The organism is Nocardiopsis sp. NPDC006198 (assembly GCF_040613895.1).
Classification (GTDB): Bacteria; Actinomycetota; Actinomycetes; order Streptosporangiales; family Streptosporangiaceae; genus Nocardiopsis; species Nocardiopsis tropica.
This window is the reverse complement of sequence record NZ_JBEXSY010000002.1, coordinates 108,989-125,263: the sequence shown is the minus strand read 5'-3', so window position 1 is coordinate 125,263 and position 16,275 is coordinate 108,989. Positions and strand designations below refer to the sequence as shown.

The 16,275-nt window shown below is 62.8% G+C and carries 13 protein-coding genes, 1 tRNA gene and 1 pseudogene; 7 read left to right on the top strand and 8 right to left on the bottom strand.

Annotated features, from left to right (window positions below; translation table 11 throughout):
- Window positions 1-120 precede the first annotated feature (120 nt).
- The 6 genes from ABZ234_RS02345 to ABZ234_RS02320 all read left to right on the top strand — a co-directional run bounded on the left by ABZ234_RS02345 (window position 121) and on the right by ABZ234_RS02320 (window position 5,771).
- The gene (locus ABZ234_RS02345) at window positions 121-1,269 is read left to right on the top strand and encodes a radical SAM protein (RefSeq protein WP_355010678.1); all 1,149 of its coding nucleotides are present in this window, start codon (window positions 121-123) and stop codon (window positions 1,267-1,269) included.
- Window positions 1,266-1,808 carry a class IV adenylate cyclase gene (locus tag ABZ234_RS02340; RefSeq protein ID WP_355010677.1) on the top strand — a complete coding sequence of 181 codons (543 nt, stop codon included), beginning with the start codon at window positions 1,266-1,268 and terminating at the stop codon, window positions 1,806-1,808. Before ABZ234_RS02345 ends, ABZ234_RS02340 begins: the two co-directional genes overlap by 4 nt.
- 176 nt (window positions 1,809-1,984) lie before the next feature.
- Window positions 1,985-2,146 carry a hypothetical protein gene (locus ABZ234_RS02335; RefSeq protein WP_355010676.1) on the top strand — a complete coding sequence of 54 codons (162 nt, stop codon included), beginning with the start codon at window positions 1,985-1,987 and terminating at the stop codon, window positions 2,144-2,146.
- Window positions 2,147-3,132: 986 nt separating this feature from the next.
- Window positions 3,133-4,401, top strand: coding sequence for a Shedu immune nuclease family protein (locus ABZ234_RS02330; protein ID WP_355010675.1), 1,269 nt, complete (start codon window positions 3,133-3,135; stop codon window positions 4,399-4,401).
- A 276-nt stretch (window positions 4,402-4,677) separates the two neighbouring features.
- Window positions 4,678-5,223, top strand: coding sequence for a winged helix-turn-helix domain-containing protein (locus tag ABZ234_RS02325; protein WP_355010674.1), 546 nt, complete (start codon window positions 4,678-4,680; stop codon window positions 5,221-5,223).
- Entirely contained in the window at window positions 5,220-5,771 is a 552-nt protein-coding gene (locus tag ABZ234_RS02320) for a transposase (RefSeq protein ID WP_355010753.1), read from the top strand. The genes ABZ234_RS02325 and ABZ234_RS02320 overlap by 4 nt, the downstream gene beginning before the upstream one ends.
- A gap of 207 nt (window positions 5,772-5,978) precedes the next feature.
- Here ABZ234_RS02320 and ABZ234_RS02315 read toward each other — a convergent pair whose 3' ends face one another.
- The 8 genes and pseudogenes from ABZ234_RS02315 to ABZ234_RS02280 form a co-directional block, all read right to left on the bottom strand.
- Window positions 5,979-7,967: an N-6 DNA methylase gene (locus ABZ234_RS02315; RefSeq protein ID WP_355010673.1), complete on the bottom strand. Its 1,989-nt coding sequence runs from the start codon at window positions 7,965-7,967 to the stop codon at window positions 5,979-5,981.
- Window positions 7,964-10,525: an EcoAI/FtnUII family type I restriction enzme subunit R gene (gene hsdR / locus ABZ234_RS02310; protein ID WP_355010672.1), complete on the bottom strand. Its 2,562-nt coding sequence runs from the start codon at window positions 10,523-10,525 to the stop codon at window positions 7,964-7,966. Before hsdR ends, ABZ234_RS02315 begins: the two co-directional genes overlap by 4 nt.
- Before the next feature lie 300 nt (window positions 10,526-10,825).
- The gene (locus tag ABZ234_RS02305) at window positions 10,826-10,972 is read right to left on the bottom strand and encodes a hypothetical protein (RefSeq protein WP_355010671.1); all 147 of its coding nucleotides are present in this window, start codon (window positions 10,970-10,972) and stop codon (window positions 10,826-10,828) included.
- A 140-nt stretch (window positions 10,973-11,112) separates the two neighbouring features.
- Window positions 11,113-12,027: an aminoglycoside phosphotransferase family protein gene (locus ABZ234_RS02300; protein WP_355010670.1), complete on the bottom strand. Its 915-nt coding sequence runs from the start codon at window positions 12,025-12,027 to the stop codon at window positions 11,113-11,115.
- Window positions 12,024-12,392 carry a hypothetical protein gene (locus tag ABZ234_RS02295; protein WP_355010669.1) on the bottom strand — a complete coding sequence of 123 codons (369 nt, stop codon included), beginning with the start codon at window positions 12,390-12,392 and terminating at the stop codon, window positions 12,024-12,026. The genes ABZ234_RS02300 and ABZ234_RS02295 overlap by 4 nt, the downstream gene beginning before the upstream one ends.
- An 87-nt stretch (window positions 12,393-12,479) precedes the next feature.
- A pseudogene (locus ABZ234_RS02290) lies at window positions 12,480-13,627 on the bottom strand (IS3 family transposase).
- A gap of 458 nt (window positions 13,628-14,085) precedes the next feature.
- A complete protein-coding gene (locus ABZ234_RS02285; protein ID WP_355010668.1) occupies window positions 14,086-14,928 on the bottom strand; it encodes a hypothetical protein in 843 nt (280 codons plus the stop codon).
- Between the two features lie 235 nt (window positions 14,929-15,163).
- Window positions 15,164-15,234, bottom strand: a tRNA-Gly gene (locus ABZ234_RS02280).
- A gap of 135 nt (window positions 15,235-15,369) precedes the next feature.
- Between ABZ234_RS02280 and dcd the strand changes: the two genes are divergently transcribed.
- A complete protein-coding gene (gene dcd / locus ABZ234_RS02275; RefSeq protein ID WP_267947068.1) occupies window positions 15,370-15,960 on the top strand; it encodes a dCTP deaminase in 591 nt (196 codons plus the stop codon).
- Window positions 15,961-16,275: the final 315 nt, after the last annotated feature.

Here is a 16,275-nt window from a genome sequence, read left to right as displayed (position 1 = left end):
CCCCGATTATCTCCGAGGGGGATATCCACCAGGAATGGGAGGAGCGGTACCCGCAACGGGATCGTCGCCTGTGACGCAACCTCCCCGCTCCACCGCGAGCGCCGACACAGGAGCCTGTCCATGGACGTTCCCCCGATCCCTGAGCCCGTGCCGACCTACATCGGCACCGACACCACCCTGCGCGTGAAGATCCTCGACGCCTGCGGCATGACCTGCACCTTCTGCCACAACGAGGGCACAGCCGTCGTGGTCGACAACCGCAACCGCGGCCCTGGACCTTTCACCGCTTCCGGTACCTCGGGGCGGATGTCGATCTACGCAGCCACCAACGGAGCCGCCTTTTTGCCCGCCACCATCGCGCCCGACGAGAATTTTGCTCATGTCCTGCGGCAGCTACGCCAGAGCATGGGTTTCGCCGAACTCCACCTCACCGGAGGAGAACCCACACTCCACCCATGCCTGCCCGAGCTGGTCCGCCTCGCCACCGACCAGGGCTATCGGGTGTGCATGACCTCCAACGGTGAGAACGGGGCCCGACAGATCCCCGTCTGCGCCGAGGCCGGACTCGACCGCGTCAACTTCTCCGTCTTCGGCACCACACACGAAGAACTCGCCCAGGTCCAGCACACCCGCTTCCGCGACCCCGCCAAGGCCGCCACGAAGATCCGAGCCCTACACGCCTCCATCCAGGCCTGCGTCGACCACGGGGTGCGGGCCAGCGCCAACATCGTCGTCCTCGACCACACCCACACCGACCGCGTCCACCGACTCCTGGACACCTATGCCCCCGAACTGTCCGTGCGGCTGCTCAACTCACTCGACCACGGGCAGACATCCATCGATGCCATTCATCAGCTCCTGGCCCAGCGTGGTGCCGTTGCCGAGGCCCACCACCTCACCGCCGGAGTCTCCGGAGCACGCACCGCCTACCGCATCGACGGCGGGCGACGCCGTATCCACGTCAAGTGGATCCGATCGGTACGCCTGCCCGCCACCTGCCAGGGATGCCGGTTCAACAACGACACCGACTGCCAGGAAGGCTTCTACGGCCTGCGCCTGTACCGCGACCGCCACGGGCGCCACCTGGTGGGTGTGTGCCTCCAACGCATGGACCTGTGCCAGCCGATCGAGGACTTCCTCAACGCCCCCGTCAAGGACGAGATCCTCCGCCTTCGCCAGACCGACCGTGACAGGCTGGAAGCCGCCCACCGAACCCCCGCGTTCTCTCCCACCACGACACACAGCACGGAAGGAAACCCGACGCCATGAGCGCGATCGAGTACGAGGCCAAGGTCCTGGACATCGACGTCGACCAGGTGGCCCAGCGCATTCTCGACAAGGGCGGCACGGACCTGGGCGAGGTGCTCCAGCGCCGCTACGTCTACGACATCGAACCCGGGGACGCCTCCCGGTGGGTGCGCCTGCGCGACACCGGCAGCCAGGTCACGCTGACGGTCAAGGAGATCGACTCCGACGCCATCGGCGGCACCCGCGAGACCGAGACCGAGGTCGGCGACTTCGAGACCGCCAACGCCCTGCTGGGCAAACTCGGATACACGCCCAAGGCCTATCAGGAGAACCGCCGCCACAGCTTCACCCTGGACGGCGCCCAACTGGAGATCGACTCCTGGCCGCGTATCCCCGCCTACCTGGAGATCGAGGCCGACAGCCGCGCCGAGGTGGTGCGCGTCGCGGCCCTGCTCGGCTACGCCGAAGCGGACCTGACGGGCGAGAACACCACCAAGGTCTACGCCCGCCACGGCATCGACCTGTCCACCATCACCGATCTGCGTTTCGAGACGAAATGAGCCTGCGGCTGTGGTCTGTCCTCGTTCCGCACGGCGCAGGCGAACCACAGCCTTACGCAAGGCGTTGGGAGCCTTCGCGGTTTCGTATCGAGGGTTTCTGTGCGCGGGTCAGGAAGACAAGGCAGGGGCCACCCGGCCAGGGCGGGAGGGCGCCTCTGCGAGAGCTGATGCGGCGGATGGAGCACTCCAGCACGCGGGTCGCGATGATCTACCTCCACGCGCGGGACGAACGCGAACGCGAGATCGCGGACCGGCTGGGGGAGAGGGCCACCGAGGAGCTGCGCCGGTCCCGTGCGGGGGAAGGTGATGGTCCGCCTGCGGCGGGTGCTCAGAACTGATCATCGGGCACGTAGCGGGCACGCGGCGCGTACGGACCCCCTGTAAACGCGAGAGGCCAGGTCACCGGGAATCCGGTCTGACCTGGCCTCTGCCGTGTGGAGCGGATGACGGGAATCGAACCACCCAGCGCCAGCCCGCCGACCTGCGCAGATACGAGAATCCCCAGGCCGCGCCGCCGCCCGTCACCCCGTTGTCCCAGGTTCCCCCACGTTGCACCGGCCCCCGTCCACCCTCCGGGTGCACGACCTTTGCCCGTCTGGTGCACCCTCGCGGGTGCACCACGAGCTCCTCAAGGAGAGCTGTTGTCCTGGGTATCGGAACTGTTCTATCGGTTGCAGTATGTCTGAGCGGGCAGTTCCTGACGGAGTGAGCGCACTGGGCAGGGTGGGTATCACCGTTCAAGTTGTTCAGAAGAGTGAGGGCGGCTCCCGGAACATCTGGTTCTGTGGTGTGTGCCTGCGCTTGAAGTGGACTGGTTTGCGAAAGCGCCACACAGATGAAGAATCGAACTTGAGTTCGATTAGCTGGGTAAGCGCTGACGCATTGCCGAGGACTGTGAGTGCCTGCCCCCAACCTCATTGATGAACATGATCACGCTCCGCTGCCTGCCCCTAACACCGCTCTGGCCCTTCCCAGGCTCTCCCTGGGTCGTAAAGTTGGTAGCTCCCATGAGGCTCAAGGTTGCCAAGGCGGGATGTGTTTTCCCTGGATGGCAGCGGCGTGATTTGGGTGTTCTGTACGTTTTTTCCTGAAAACTCTTTTGATGCCATCGAAGAAGATCACACTCTGTTATTGATCATGTACGGAACTGGCCGCGAGGCCAACTCTTGTTACTTAAGTCCCTGCACAATGAGCATGTGCTGCATCATTATGGTTTCGTAGAGCACCCTGGCCTCGCATGCCGCACGGCTTGGGCGTGTAGCCGTGTAGCGCACGGCTGCTGACCGAGTCGTGGTTTGGGCCGGCCTCCGGGTGCCAGCTAGACATGCAAGAGTGGTTCCCGCTACCGGGAATTATTGAAGGGTGGAAGATGTCGAAATACATATTCGAGAGTCCGGGGGAGCCAAACGAAGTTACTTATGCATCCGGGCGGTTGACCACGAGAACTTATGCTAGTCGAAGCTTTCGAACTCTGTTTGGTCGAGATGCCGGGCATCCGTCGCGCTATATATATCGCGTATTCGATGAAGAAAATTTTATTGAGAATGAAAAATGGGAATGGATTAATACGGTGATCTCTGAGACTCCCAAAGGGCGCAAGCAGATACAGCTCCAAGTTGCGCGAGAAAGTGGAGCGGTTCGGATGCTTCGAATTCAGAAAGTTCCTGCAGGCAGTAGCGCATCAAAGCTTGAGACAGTCCTCGAACTCAACCGCGAACAAGCGGCTCGCCTAATAGATATGTTGCGAGCGCTTGGCACGATCCCGATCGAAGGCGAAAGTTCAGCTTATGTCGACGATCAGCTTATCAAAGATCTCTTTGGAGATCCTGACGCTGTTAGTAGGATTTATTCCAAAGAGCCTGATCGATTCAAAGCTCTCATCGAGGCCGACGCTGATGCTGAGGATGTCATCGCTTTGAAGCACCGGAAAAATGTCGTACAGACGATGCAAGAGTGGCTTAGAAGTGAGGCGACGTTTGATTTGGCTGCGGCTGAAGCCGGGGGCCCTGAGCGCGCTTGGCAATTAACGCTTGAGAAGAACCCATGGATCCTTGGTGTCGGCCTAGGTGGTCAACTGTTCACTTCTTGGGACCGCGAGAAGCTTGGACAAACTGTTGTTGGGCGAAACATCAAAAACCCTGGAAAGATACCCGATGCACTCCTTCGTACGGCTGGAGTAATTCACTCCCTCGCATTTGCTGAAATTAAGCATCATCGAACGAAATTGGTGGATAGTGAATATCGCTCCGGGTGTTGGAATCCTTCCAAAGAGCTTAGCGGTGCAGTTGTTCAATCTCAGCAAACAGTGCATCTGGCTTGCCGTGAACTTGGAGACTACCTGCAAGACACCTCTGATGAGGGAGAAATGCTGCCGTCCGGAACTTTCCTGCTTCGCCCTCGGTCATTCGTCATTGCTGGAACTCTAGATCAACTCACTGGTTCTGCCGGGGGGGTCGTGTCAGACAAGTTCCGGAGCTTCGAGATGTTTCGGCGAAACCTGCACGATCCCGAAGTTATCACTTTCGATGAACTCGTCGCCCGTGCTGAATGGCATGTTGAGATGTCCGCTCGGTTTGTAGAGTCCAGCGACTAATCCATTGCTGATTCCGAAAAAGAAGATGATGACTTTAAGAGTAAATCCTAAATTTTACCGGCTCGTGCATGACGCAAGAACGGTGCCCAAGGTGCCGAGCAGCAGGTAGCGCTTGATCCCGTTGGCCTTTTTGGTGCCGTCAGAGCTATGCCTCGGTCGGTAACCTTGAAGACTCTGCGAGTCGATGATGCCTGCGCTGGGCTGTGGGTACTCAGCTTGAACTCGTGATGTCCGGTACCTGGTGACAGCGGCCGACCACCGAGGTACGACGTCCTCATGAGGTACGCGCAAGGGGGCGGTCTGACGCCTCAGGAACAAGAACGGCGAGAACGGTTGCGGATGGACGCGGCCGAGCACTTCGCGCGCGGTGAGAAGACCGAGGCCATCGCCAGGCGGCTACGGGTGACCGAGCGGTCGGTGAGGCGCTGGCGGCACGCGTGGGAACAAGGCGGTGCCCACGCGCTGCGCTCGGCGGGTCCGGTCTCGACCGAGCGGTTGAGCCCCGGGCAGTGGGAGCGGCTGGAAAGGGAGCTGGAGCGCGGCCCGCTCGCGCACGGCTGGAGCGATGAGTCCCAGGGGTGGACGCTCAACCGCGTCAAGCTGCTGATTGGCCGGATGTTCCACACCGGCTACACCGTCCAGGGCGTGTGGAAGCTGCTGCGCCGGCACGGCTGGTCCGCGCAGATACCCGTGCGGCGGGCGCTGGAACGCGACGATGAGGAGATCGAGGTCTGGAAGGCCCGGGTATGGCCGCAGGTAAAAAGACCGCGGCCGACCTGGGCGCCTATGTCTGATTCGAGGACGAGGCGGGGCAGCGGCTGAGGCCGCCCCGGGGGCGCACCTGGGCCCCGCGCGGGCGGCGGCCCCTGGTGCGGGTGCGGGGCCGGGGCACGGGCAGGGTCAACGTGGCCGGTGTGCTCTGTTACCGGCCCGGTGACCGCTCACGCTTCTTCTACGTCCTGCACCTCTACCGCGGCCGCTGGGGCGAGCCCAAGGCGTTCTCCTGGCGCCGGTACCGCATGACCCATTTGCGGTCGGGCGCCCCGGTGGTGTGGTGCTGGGACAACCTGAATGTGCATCTGACCCGCGAGCTGACCGACTTCGCCGCCGAGCATCAGGACTGGCTGCGCATCGTCCAGCTGCCCCGCTACGCGCCGGAGTTGAACCCGGCCGAGGGGGTCTGGTCGCTGCTCACACGGTATCTGGCCGATTTCGCCGCCGCTGATCTGGCGCATCTGACCCGGGTGGTCAAGCGGAAACTGAAGAAGATCCCATACCGGCCCCACCTGATCGACGGCTGTCTGCCGCCGACCGGTCTGACCATGGAACCCGACACGGCCACACCAGCAGACATCACGAGTTCAAGCTGAGTACTAGGGCGTGTTCGGCGGATACTTCCGGTCGGTTCGGCGCTAGCGCCGAAAGACACGAGCGGCCGCCAGGCAATCTCTCGCAAGACGACAAGCGCAGGTCAGCCCGGGGTTGGCTGTCCAAGCGAAGGCGGCGCAGCGAGAGGCAGTCTGGCGGCCGCGAGGCGGAATGATCCGCCGAACACGCCCTAGGACTTTCTCACTGATCTAGCTTCCCGAGAACAGTGTTGCTGCAAGATCAGACGCCGCTGCGGTGCCAGCCGCCTTGGTCGTCACACCGCGCAACACAGCCATTGTTTCGAGGAACTCGTCCCACTGAGCCGCTTCGGCGGGAACAGGCACCTCGAGGTTGCTGAGGTTGGCGTAGTAGAGACGCGCTCGAACCCCGCCTCGGACATTGCGGTTGATCTCGTCAAGACCTGCCTGACTTGTCAGGTAGAACAGCAAATAGTCGGGACTAAACGGGGCGTTGTCCTTGAGGCGGAACACGACATATTCGGGAGAGACCCAACCCTCCTCGATCGTCGTCCGGCAATAGGCCAGTGATCCCACGTTGACACGCATTGGGTTATAGACGAAGTCACCCACTTCGATGCGTCGATACCGCGACCGATCTGCAGATGCTGCCCCCTTGAATTCGCCGAAACCGCCGGAGTTCGTGACCCCGACGAGATTGTCTACCGGGTTAACACCTGCCCGCTCGCCACGCTCCTCGATGAAATTGCCGAGCTTGACCCGATCGCCAACCCTGAAACTCTGGAGCTGGTCGAGCGCTTGCTTCCATCGCCCAGCGGTCTCGATCACGACTCCAACCTGGCTTCGCAGGTGGTCAACCAGGTCGAGCGGGTCGGCGACGTGGCCACCCTCGGCCTCGAGCCGTGGTCGTACATTGAGGTCGTACCCGTTCGCGACAATCTCGTCATAGCTTGCCGTCCAGGAGTGCGCTGAGGGCTCGCCGTCTCGCACCCAAGCAATGGCCAGTGCGAGGCGGTCGCGTGTTAGCGGCAGGGTCTTCGAGAAGCCTGGCTTTCCCTTCGGAGGTCGTACGAGGTAGAAACGCACTGACGTCGTCGGCTTACCCGTGCGCCGGAAGATGAGTAGATTCGTTCGCGCACCCGGAGCGTTGATAAAAACCCCACTCGGGAGTCGAATGATTCCTTCGACGCTGAACTCGTTAAGCAGGCGGCGACGGACGCTAAGGAACGCCTGATCCGTTCGAAAGAGGATGCCGTCAGGGACGACGATGGCGCAGGTGCCTCCCATGGCGAGCTTGGCCATGCAGTGCTGGAGAAACAACAGTTCCGTTGCGTCTGACCGAGCAGGAAAATTCTGCTGCACCTGTGAGTTCTCTTCGCCGCCGAATGGCGGGTTTGTGAAGATGAGATCGCGCTGTTCGTCGGGTGCAATGGAACGGATATCCTGCTCCAACGTGTTCCGTCGCACGGCCTGCGGGTCATCGATACCGTGGAGCAGTAGATTAACCGTGCCGACGAAGTGAGCCAGGGCGCCCGACTCCTGGGCGAAAAATGTGCCGGAGCGAAGTAGCTCCGTCTCAGCTGTGGTGCGTGCTTGCTCACGGAGGACCTCGTGTGCTGACACTAGGAAGCCGCACGAACCCGCACATGGGTCATACACGGTCTGACCCAGTTTCGGCTGCACGATCGCAACCATGGCGTCGACAATCGGGCGGGGCGTATAGAATTCGCCTGACCATCCAGCATCGGTGGCCTGGGCCAGCAACGACTCGTATACCACCGACATAGTGTGAGCGTCAGTCAGTGCGTGGAAGTCTATTTGGTCGACTTTGTCAATTACTTCACGCAGTGTGTAGCCACTCTTCATGACAACTGTCACTGCTTGGAAAAGCGCGGCAACACGCTCGGCGCGCCGGGACCCCGAGAGCTGCTTCAGGTGCGGAAGGAGCTTATTGGAAACGAAGGAAATAAGAGGGCCGCCTGTAAGGTCGGAATTAGCCCATGCTGACCAGCGGTAGTCGTCGGCGATCACTCGCTCGTACCTGGTGCCGTCAATCATGGCGACTGCTTCGCGGTCGTCCTCCAGTGCGTCATACTGCTTGAGAAAGAGAAGCCAGGTGAGCTGCTCAAGGTACGACAGGTAACCCTTAGTGTTGTCATCGGAGCGCATGCGATCCGACGCACCCTTGATGAGCCCCCGGAGCTTGGATTCATCGGTCATGCGGCAGACTCCCCATTGCTTTTGTATAGATGTTCCTGCAAGTCACGGAGTAGGTTCTTCACTGCGGAAACGCTGCCGAAGATCTTGATGATTCCCCGGGCTCCGCTGAACTGTTCAACGAAGGGTGAAAGCGAGAAAACCTCCGCGCTCGCGATTTCCTCGATTCCTGCCAGGCGGTACTTGTCGATGAGCAAAGATACGACCTGGCGTTGCACGTCGGTGAATTCCGATAGGAAGTCGGAGCCGACCTGCTCGAATTGTCGAGCTCTTTCCTCCCTCGAGCGAATCTCTGTCTGATATCCAGCGAACGCCAGGAGGTCATATTCGTCGGCGTCGGGCCTTTCCAGGAGCACGCTAAGCACCGCCGGGTCAGCGTTGCCAGCGGCGAGTTGCTCGCGGAGCGCTGCACGCTTCGTTGGGTCACGCCATAGTTGAGAGAGCGTGTTGACGTTGACTGCCACGGTGCGGATCTGCTCTCCCGCACGATCGATGTACTGCTGGACGGTGAGCTCTTCACCGCTCCCGAGAGTCAAGTCCGTTTCCTCGGCGATATTCACCGTGGTGCCGTTGATCGTGAGCTTCCCAGTACCTTCCTGAGGCTGTCGGAGCGCGATGACAACCTCAATCGGCTCCGCGGACACGGGGACGCGCGTCCTCCTCCTTGTGTAACCTTTTGCGGCGACGTCGACCGTGAGCGTTGCCTCGGGTAGTTCCGCGACATGGAAGAGGCCGTGCCCGTCAGACTGAGCCTCAGCGAGCGTACGCATACCCCCGCGCACGACGATAGCGGAGTCTTTGATCGGCTCGCCCGAATCGTGGGTCACGACTTTGCCAACGAGGACACCAGCACCCTTTTCGGGCAATGCACGATGCCCGCTCGGGGGCAGATCCCATTCATCGAGTAGGCGGGTCGCACCGGTGTAGTCGATGATGCGAAAGAATTCCTTGCCGGTCGCCGCATCGAGACGGCTTCCACGCCCGAGAATTTGCCTGAAGACAGTCGGTGAGCTGATCGGCTTCATGAACACAATGTTCCGACATGCAGGGACGTTGACTCCCGTGGTGAGCAGGTCGACCGTGGTCGCGAGCATCGGCTGAGTGCTGGACGACAGCTGGAACTCCTCGAGCAACGCCTGGGCCGCAGGCTCTTCGCTCACGACCCGAACCGCATAGTGTTCTTTACCCGTCTCGGGACCAAGCAAGTTCTGCATGTGGTCGCGAACGTTGGCGGCGTGCTCCATGGTGACGCAGAACACCATGGTCTTCTCGTTCGGCCCCCACTGGCGTAGGAGGCCTGCGAGATGCTCGCACAGGACGCGTGTCCGATCCTCGACCACGATGGCGCGCTCAAACTCACTCGACGTATAAATGTCCTTGACTTCAGTACCTTCGGGCACGATCAGGTCCGCACCCTGCTCGACTTCTTCTCCGATGCGCAGTCCGGACTGGTCGATGTTTGTGCGAACCTGCCGTACCCGGTAAGTAGCGAGGAAGCCATCATCGATCCCGCGCCCAAGCGAGTACTCGAACACTGGCATAGGGTTGCCATCAGAGTTACGGTTCTCGCCAGCGAAGAACTCATACGTGTCGATGTTGTCTGTGCGCTTCGGTGTCGCCGTCATTCCCAGATGGAACGCATGGGAGAAGTGGTCGAGGATAACCTGCCAGTCCCCGTAGCCAGAGCGGTGGCATTCGTCGACGATGACGAGATCGAAGAAGTCAGAAGGATAGCGCTCGTAGAGCCGCTTGCCGTCCTCGCCGCGGACATACAGCGTCTGGTAGATCGCGAAGTGGACGTCACGGGCGAGCGGTGGCTCACCCACGACGACCCCACGCGACTCTTCAAAAGGGCCGAACTCGTTGAACGCCTGGTCGCGGAGCGACACCCGGTCGGCAAGGAAGAGGACACGCTTGGCGTAGCCGCTTTTCAGCAGCTTCCATGCTAGATTGAAAGCAATGTACGTCTTGCCTGTCCCGGTGGCGAGGGACAGCAGCGCTCGACGTTTTCCCTCGATCATCTCTTCAAGGGTGGCTGTGACAGCGCGCTCCTGATACCAGCGCATACCTCCGGTCGGGGACGGCCACGCAGGTTGAATGATCGGATTGGTAACCTCTTCGCCGCGCGGGTTCACGATGACCGGACCACGTGTCTGTCGGCCTGCTGCCAGTCGCTTGCGGAGTTCGTCGCTTGAGGGGAACGCCTTAAGTACACGCACTGTGTCGTTGAGGCGGTCGTGCTCCACGATGCCGTGACCGTTCGAGGAGTAAGCGAAATATACACCTAGGTCGACGGCATACCCGAGCGCCTGCTGTAGTCCGTCCGAGGGGCTGTGCTCCTCGTCTTTGGCCTCGACGATGGCAAGGATTGGCCCACGTGCTCCGTCGCGCAGCACGTAGTCGCAGAACTGCGGCTGGTCGCGGATGCTTTGCTCGCCGACCAGCCGAACCCGACCACGCTTATACGTGAACTCGCGCTCAATCACCGCTTCAGACCAGCCCGCCGCGACAAGCTTGGGATCGATCAGTTTGGCACGAGTATCCGCCTCGTTCAGACCCATCCTCACCTCCTACAGAGACGGTAGCAGTGGCTGTCTTGTACAGAATGTGGTGGAGATTTTGGCATGTGTCGGGGTCGCCTCCTGGCACTCCAGTGAACGGAGAGGTTGTTGCTGACGCTCTGTGGGTACTACTGAAGCTGGTGCTGCCTGTGCCAGCTTCGGGCCGACCGCGGACATGGGGTTCCCGATGACAGAGCCTTGTAAGAAGGCTCTCATCTCGGCCTGGTGCCGAACCCCACAAGAAGCGCCGGCCTCGGTGCCGCACAGCACTGAGGCTTCCCAGCACTGGTTAGTTCCCGCTCACTGCTTCGAGCGTTCGATGCGGGCGACCTTGCGTCCGGCCTTGAGGTACACATCCGCCTTCTCTGTCGGCTGCCCGAGGGAGGAAAGAGCCTTGTCCACGGCCTCGCTCAGCGGCCGTTGGACGTCCTCCTCGGCCAGGACCACGGCCTCCTGGCCTTCCCCCGTCTCGATGACGACGCGCAGGCCGTTCTGCTTGGCGATCCGCCGTGCAGCCGGGGCCCGTCCTTGCCGGGGCGATGGTGTGTGCCGAGACCGCCTCCATCGCCCGACGAGACCGGTGACGGTTACCTGTAGGTGCTCCAGCGTGTGGTGGTGTCGCCGTGCTGCAGGGTGTCGAGTCGGTGGCGCCATTGGGCGCGCAGGCCGGGGTTGGTGTTCAGGACTGGTAGGACGCTGGTGACGAGCTTGAGTTCGCGAACCTGGCGCAGGACGGGGAACCCGGGCCAGCCCAGCACGTCATAGCCGTACTCCTCTGCGAGCGGGGTGTGGGGATCCTGGGCGTAGTCCATGCGGACCTTGCCCACCGCTGCAGGCACCAGGTCCCATTCCCGAGGACCATGACTGAGGCTGTCGAAGTCGCAGATCACCGGACCGTCAGGGCCGGAGATGAGGTTACCCAGGAACGGGTCGCCGTGGATCACCCCAGCGGGAAGCTCGAACTCCAGGTCCTGGACCTGGGCCTCTAGTTGGTCGGTGCGCCTAATGAGGAAACTCCGGTCGACGTCGGCCAGTCCTTCGGCGTCCGTGATGCGGCTGCGGATCCGCTCGAACGGCTCCCACGACGGCAGGGCGAGATCCGGGGCTGGCAGGGCGTGGAGGTGTTTGAGGTCGGTACCGGTCGGTTCGGGGCCGGTGGAGGGCACCAGGTGCCAGAAGGTCGCCGTGGCTCCGCCGGCCTGGACGGGCTGGGAGATGTCCTCGGCCAAACGCACTGCGGGGGCGTCATGGTGGGCGAGCCATCGTGCCGCCCGGATGACTACGGGGACGCGTTCGACCACGGTCGCCGAACCGGCGATGCGCACCACCAGTCTCGCGCGTGGGAGGCGGTAGACGGCGTTGTTGGTGAACTTGATCAGCTCGGCGTAATCGGCCGCCTTGGCGCCCAGTCCGGCTTCCTCGCACAAAGCGGCGAGGACGTCGTGGACGCGGTCTCTGGTGAGGGCGAACCGGGGGCTGGTGGAGGCGGGGATGGTGCTCATGATGTGCGAAGAGTAGCAATCTCGGCGGCCAGGTCCGCTGTCTCACCCCGGGTCCGGTAGGCCTGGGCGGCCTGCTGCAACGGGGCCAGGCGGTCGATCACGCGCACCGAGCGGACCTGCCGGGCGAGGTCGACGGCCTGGCGACCGATGCGCACTCCCTGATCGGGGTCGCCGTTGACGATGTGGGCGGTGGCCAGGGTTGTCAGTTCGAAGGCCCGGCTACGGCCCATGGCGGGGCTGCGGGCGTCCACGGCCCGGTACAGGTGCTCGGTCGTGGCCGTGTACGCGCGGGGAGAGGGCGTGGGAAGCGCGGCGTTGACGACCCCCGACAGGGCGTCCAGGTCGGCTTCGTGGAAGAACCGCACCCAGGGGGTGGCGTCCGAGTGTCTCGTGCCGGTTTTATTGGAGGCTCTGGCATGTACCGGCTTCGATGGAGCCGTCTTTCTGGATTCTCAGGCCACGGTGCTCGGTTGTCTCTTCTCGAACTCTACGGGTGTCAGCCAGCCGATCGCCGAATGCCGCCGTTGCCGGTTGTGGAAGATCTCCAGGTACTCGAAGATCGCGTTGGCCAGCTCAAGTCTGGTTCGCCACCTGCGCCGATCCAAGAGTTCGACCTGCATCCGCGACCAGAACGACTCGATGACGGCATTGTCGTAGCAGTCCCCGAACGATCCCATCGAGGGCACCAGCCCGGACTCCTTGGCCCGACGGGTGAAGGCCCACGACCCGAACTGCACGCCATGATCGGAGTGGATCACCGTCCCCGGGCTTGGTTCGCGGTTGTCGATGGCCATCCCCAGCGCGTTCGTTACCAAAGCCGCCGTAGGCGAGGAATCGATCGCCCACCCGACCACACGCCGCGAACACACGTCCAGCACCACCGCGCAGTAGACCTTGCCCTCCCGGGTGGGGTGCTCGGTGATATCGGTGACCCAGAGCTGGTCCAGGCCCTGGCGAGCGAACTGGCGGTCCACCAGGTCGGCCGAGACCAGATCCGGCCGCGCCCGCCGCCACTTGGAACGGCCCGCGACTCCCTTGAGCCCCGCACGGGACATCAGCATCGCCACGGTTCCGTGCCATAGACGCATCCCACGTCCGAGAGTCAGCTCGGCGTGCACCCGCCGCACCCCGTACACACCGTTGGAAGCGGCATGGATCTGGCGAATGGTGTCGGTGAGCAGCACATGCCGGACCGAGCGGGCCGAAGGGCCGCGGTCGCGCCAGGCGTAGAACCCCGACTCCGAGACCCCCAACACCCGGACGGCGACCTGGACCGGATGGCCCTCGTTGGCCATCACCGCGATCGCCTCGAACCGTCTTTTGGGGGCACCACCTTCACCAACAGCTCGCTGGCCCGGCGGTGGACGGCCAGTTCGGCCTCCAACTCGGCGATGCGCTTGTTGGCTACGGCCAGTTCGGTCTTCTCGGTGCTGGTCAGGCCCGGGGCCAGGCCTCGGTCGATGCGGTCCTGGCGCCGCCAGGCGTAGATCGTCTCGGTACTGATGTCCAGGTCGCGTGCCACGTCCGCGACGCTGCGTCCGGCCTGGACCAGGTCCAGGACCTTGCGGCGGAACTCGGCAGGGTATCCACGACGTCCCACGATGCCCTCCTTCAAGGGTCACGTGGTCCCAGGATCCAGAAATCCGACTCCGAAAAACGCAGGACACACCAGCCTCCATCACACCCGGAACAAGACATGTCGAACCAAGGAGTCCTATAAGGGTTGACCCGGCAGGGGCGGGCCGTCAACGCGGCCATGTAGGGCTCGATCTGGGCGCGGGTGCCGTGGCGGGCGAACCGCCACAGGAAGGCCACCTGACGGGGCTCGGGGAGCGCGTCGAGCCCGTGCGGGCTGAAATTGGGGTCGGGGCCGCGTCGCAGTTGCCTTTCGAAGCATTTCATGACCGCATGATCACACCGTGCTACGACAGGTGGCCCGACTACGTCAGCTCCGGTGAGTGGCTCGGTGCGAACCAGGGGGCCCTCAGCGACTTCACCTGCCCCTCCACACAAGGGGCTCGTCGGGGACTCGAACGCCCACCAGGGAAGGGCCTTGCTCTAATAGATGGCGATTGCGTCCACGATCACTGCGGGACCGGAGATGTAGGCGTACACATCTTCGTTTGGCAGGTCCACAGGCAGTTGTTCTACGAGCTCCTTGACCTGCTCGGCAGCGCTGGCCATCAGAGTGCGGCGAAGCATGTGCTCCCAACCGTGCAACAACCACTCTTCCGAGCTGAAGTAGCCCTCGTCGCCATCGGGAATGAGCTGCCGGACGCTGCCCAGTACCCGCAGGTCTCCTTCTACACGGTCAGCCGAGGCCTGATCGATGAAGTGGTCCGGCCGCACGTTCACGTAGACCTGAATCGGGAGGGAGGAGCCCTTCAGTTCCAACAAGACCGGAACCGGCAGCAGCTCGTTCTGCAGGTAGACCCGCTTCAGGGCTTGGGAGACCTCGTCGTCCTCTGCGCTCATGTCGAGGACTGCCTCGATGTCACCTTCGGTGCTGTCCATCAGCATGCGCATGACGTAGAACATCTTGCCGACCAGACTCGCCGCCGTGATGCGCGTCTGCCCGTTCAGTTCGACCACGAGATCCTTGCTCAAGGCATGGGTCTCATCGGGGGAGACGGTCACAGCAGGGCGCTGGATCAGCCCGTCGATGACCTTGCTGACGGTGGCCTTCTCTTTGGGAGCCAAGGTGTAGGTGGACTGCAGCTCCACATCACTTCCCGCGGCCAGGTTGGCGCCGAACCCGGAGATGCCGATCTTGCCGCCTCCGGATCGCTTCCTGACCGCCTTCTCAACGATCTCGGCCTCATGTGGGAAGGGCACGTCGTTGTACTCAGCGTGTGCGAGCAGGGTGTCGGCATCGAGGTAGATCGGGTTGCGTAGCGCCATGGTTCAACGTTCGCATCCCTAGGCGACAATCCATGGTCCAACTGCTGTCGGATGGAAGGTCGGTGGGGCGTCGTGGCGGCCTTCCTCGTGCCACCGTGCACCCCCGAAACCGGCTGTATGACGGGAGCCCGGCACGTCATCCGCAGCCCCGTGCACCCGCTGGTGCACCCTAAACGCGAAAACGGCCCCTGGTGTGCGAAGGGTCTTCGCAGGCCAGGGGCCGTCTTTCGAACGGAGCGGATGACGGGAATCGAACCCGCGCTATCAGCTTGGGAAGCTGAAGTTCTGCCATTGAACTACATCCGCGTGTGACCGCCGGAAGTCCGGTTGTCGACGCACGCCATCCTAGCCCAACTCCGCCCCCCATGGGCAACTCGGCGCGGCAACCGCGGTCCGGCCGTCCCGCCTATGGTGCGTTGTCGCAGGCGGTAGGTTCGGACCGTGCTGCTCTCCGATCGCGATATCAAGTCCGAAATCGATGCCGGGCGGGTCCGGATCGACCCCTACGACCCCGGCCTCGTCCAGCCCTCCAGCATCGACGTGCGGCTGGACCGTTTCTTCAGGGTCTTCGAGAACCACAAGTACCCCCACATCGACCCCTCGGTCGAACAGCCCGACCTCACCCGCCTGGTCGAGACCGACGGGGAGGAGGCGTTCATCCTCCACCCGGGCGAGTTCGTGCTGGCGTCCACCTACGAGGTGGTCAGCCTGCCGGTGGACATCGCGAGCCGGCTGGAGGGCAAGAGCTCCCTGGGCCGCCTCGGCCTCCTCACGCACTCCACCGCCGGCTTCATCGACCCGGGCTTCTCGGGGCACGTCACCCTCGAACTGTCGAACGTGGCGACCCTGCCGATCAAGCTGTACCCGGGCATGAAGATCGGCCAGCTCTGCATGTTCCGCCTGTCCTCCCCGGCGGAGCGCCCGTACGGCTCCGCGGGCTACGGCTCCCGGTACCAGGGGCAGCGCGGTCCGACGCCGTCCAGGTCCCACCAGAACTTCGTCCGCACGCCCATCAGCCCCGACGCCTCCTGACCGGCGGCGGCTCTGGAATCGGCCGGACGCTTACGTTACGGTTATGAATCGACACGTACCGTCGCGCGACGCATCTGTCTCGTATATGTGACAAGGGTCACCATGAAAAGCAGAGTGGCATAGATCACATATAGACGTCTTGCGGTGCCGACATCCGGTGTCATAGGTCGGCGGACGGTTTTTATGTCGGTTAAACATGTTATTTGCCGGTTACCAACCGTCTGAACTGTGCGTACGTATCTCTGTAGGGTTTGCACCCGACGTGAACCAGGTAGCGGTACCGCCCCGACCAGGGGGCGCATGGGGGCCCTGCGC

Excerpts from the sequence above, each read along its gene's own strand:
- ABZ234_RS02345 (WP_355010678.1), top strand. The coding sequence starts at position 121 with ATGGACGTTCCCCCGATCCCTGAGCCCGTGCCGACCTACATCGGCACC.
- ABZ234_RS02340 (WP_355010677.1), top strand. The coding sequence starts at position 1,266 with ATGAGCGCGATCGAGTACGAGGCCAAGGTCCTGGACATCGACGTCGAC.
- ABZ234_RS02335 (WP_355010676.1), top strand. The coding sequence starts at position 1,985 with ATGGAGCACTCCAGCACGCGGGTCGCGATGATCTACCTCCACGCGCGG.
- ABZ234_RS02330 (WP_355010675.1), top strand. The coding sequence starts at position 3,133 with ATGCAAGAGTGGTTCCCGCTACCGGGAATTATTGAAGGGTGGAAGATG.
- ABZ234_RS02325 (WP_355010674.1), top strand. The coding sequence starts at position 4,678 with ATGAGGTACGCGCAAGGGGGCGGTCTGACGCCTCAGGAACAAGAACGG.
- ABZ234_RS02315 (WP_355010673.1), bottom strand. The coding sequence starts at position 7,967 with ATGACCGATGAATCCAAGCTCCGGGGGCTCATCAAGGGTGCGTCGGAT.
- hsdR (WP_355010672.1), bottom strand. The coding sequence starts at position 10,525 with ATGGGTCTGAACGAGGCGGATACTCGTGCCAAACTGATCGATCCCAAG.
- ABZ234_RS02300 (WP_355010670.1), bottom strand. The coding sequence starts at position 12,027 with ATGAGCACCATCCCCGCCTCCACCAGCCCCCGGTTCGCCCTCACCAGA.
- ABZ234_RS02285 (WP_355010668.1), bottom strand. The coding sequence starts at position 14,928 with ATGGCGCTACGCAACCCGATCTACCTCGATGCCGACACCCTGCTCGCA.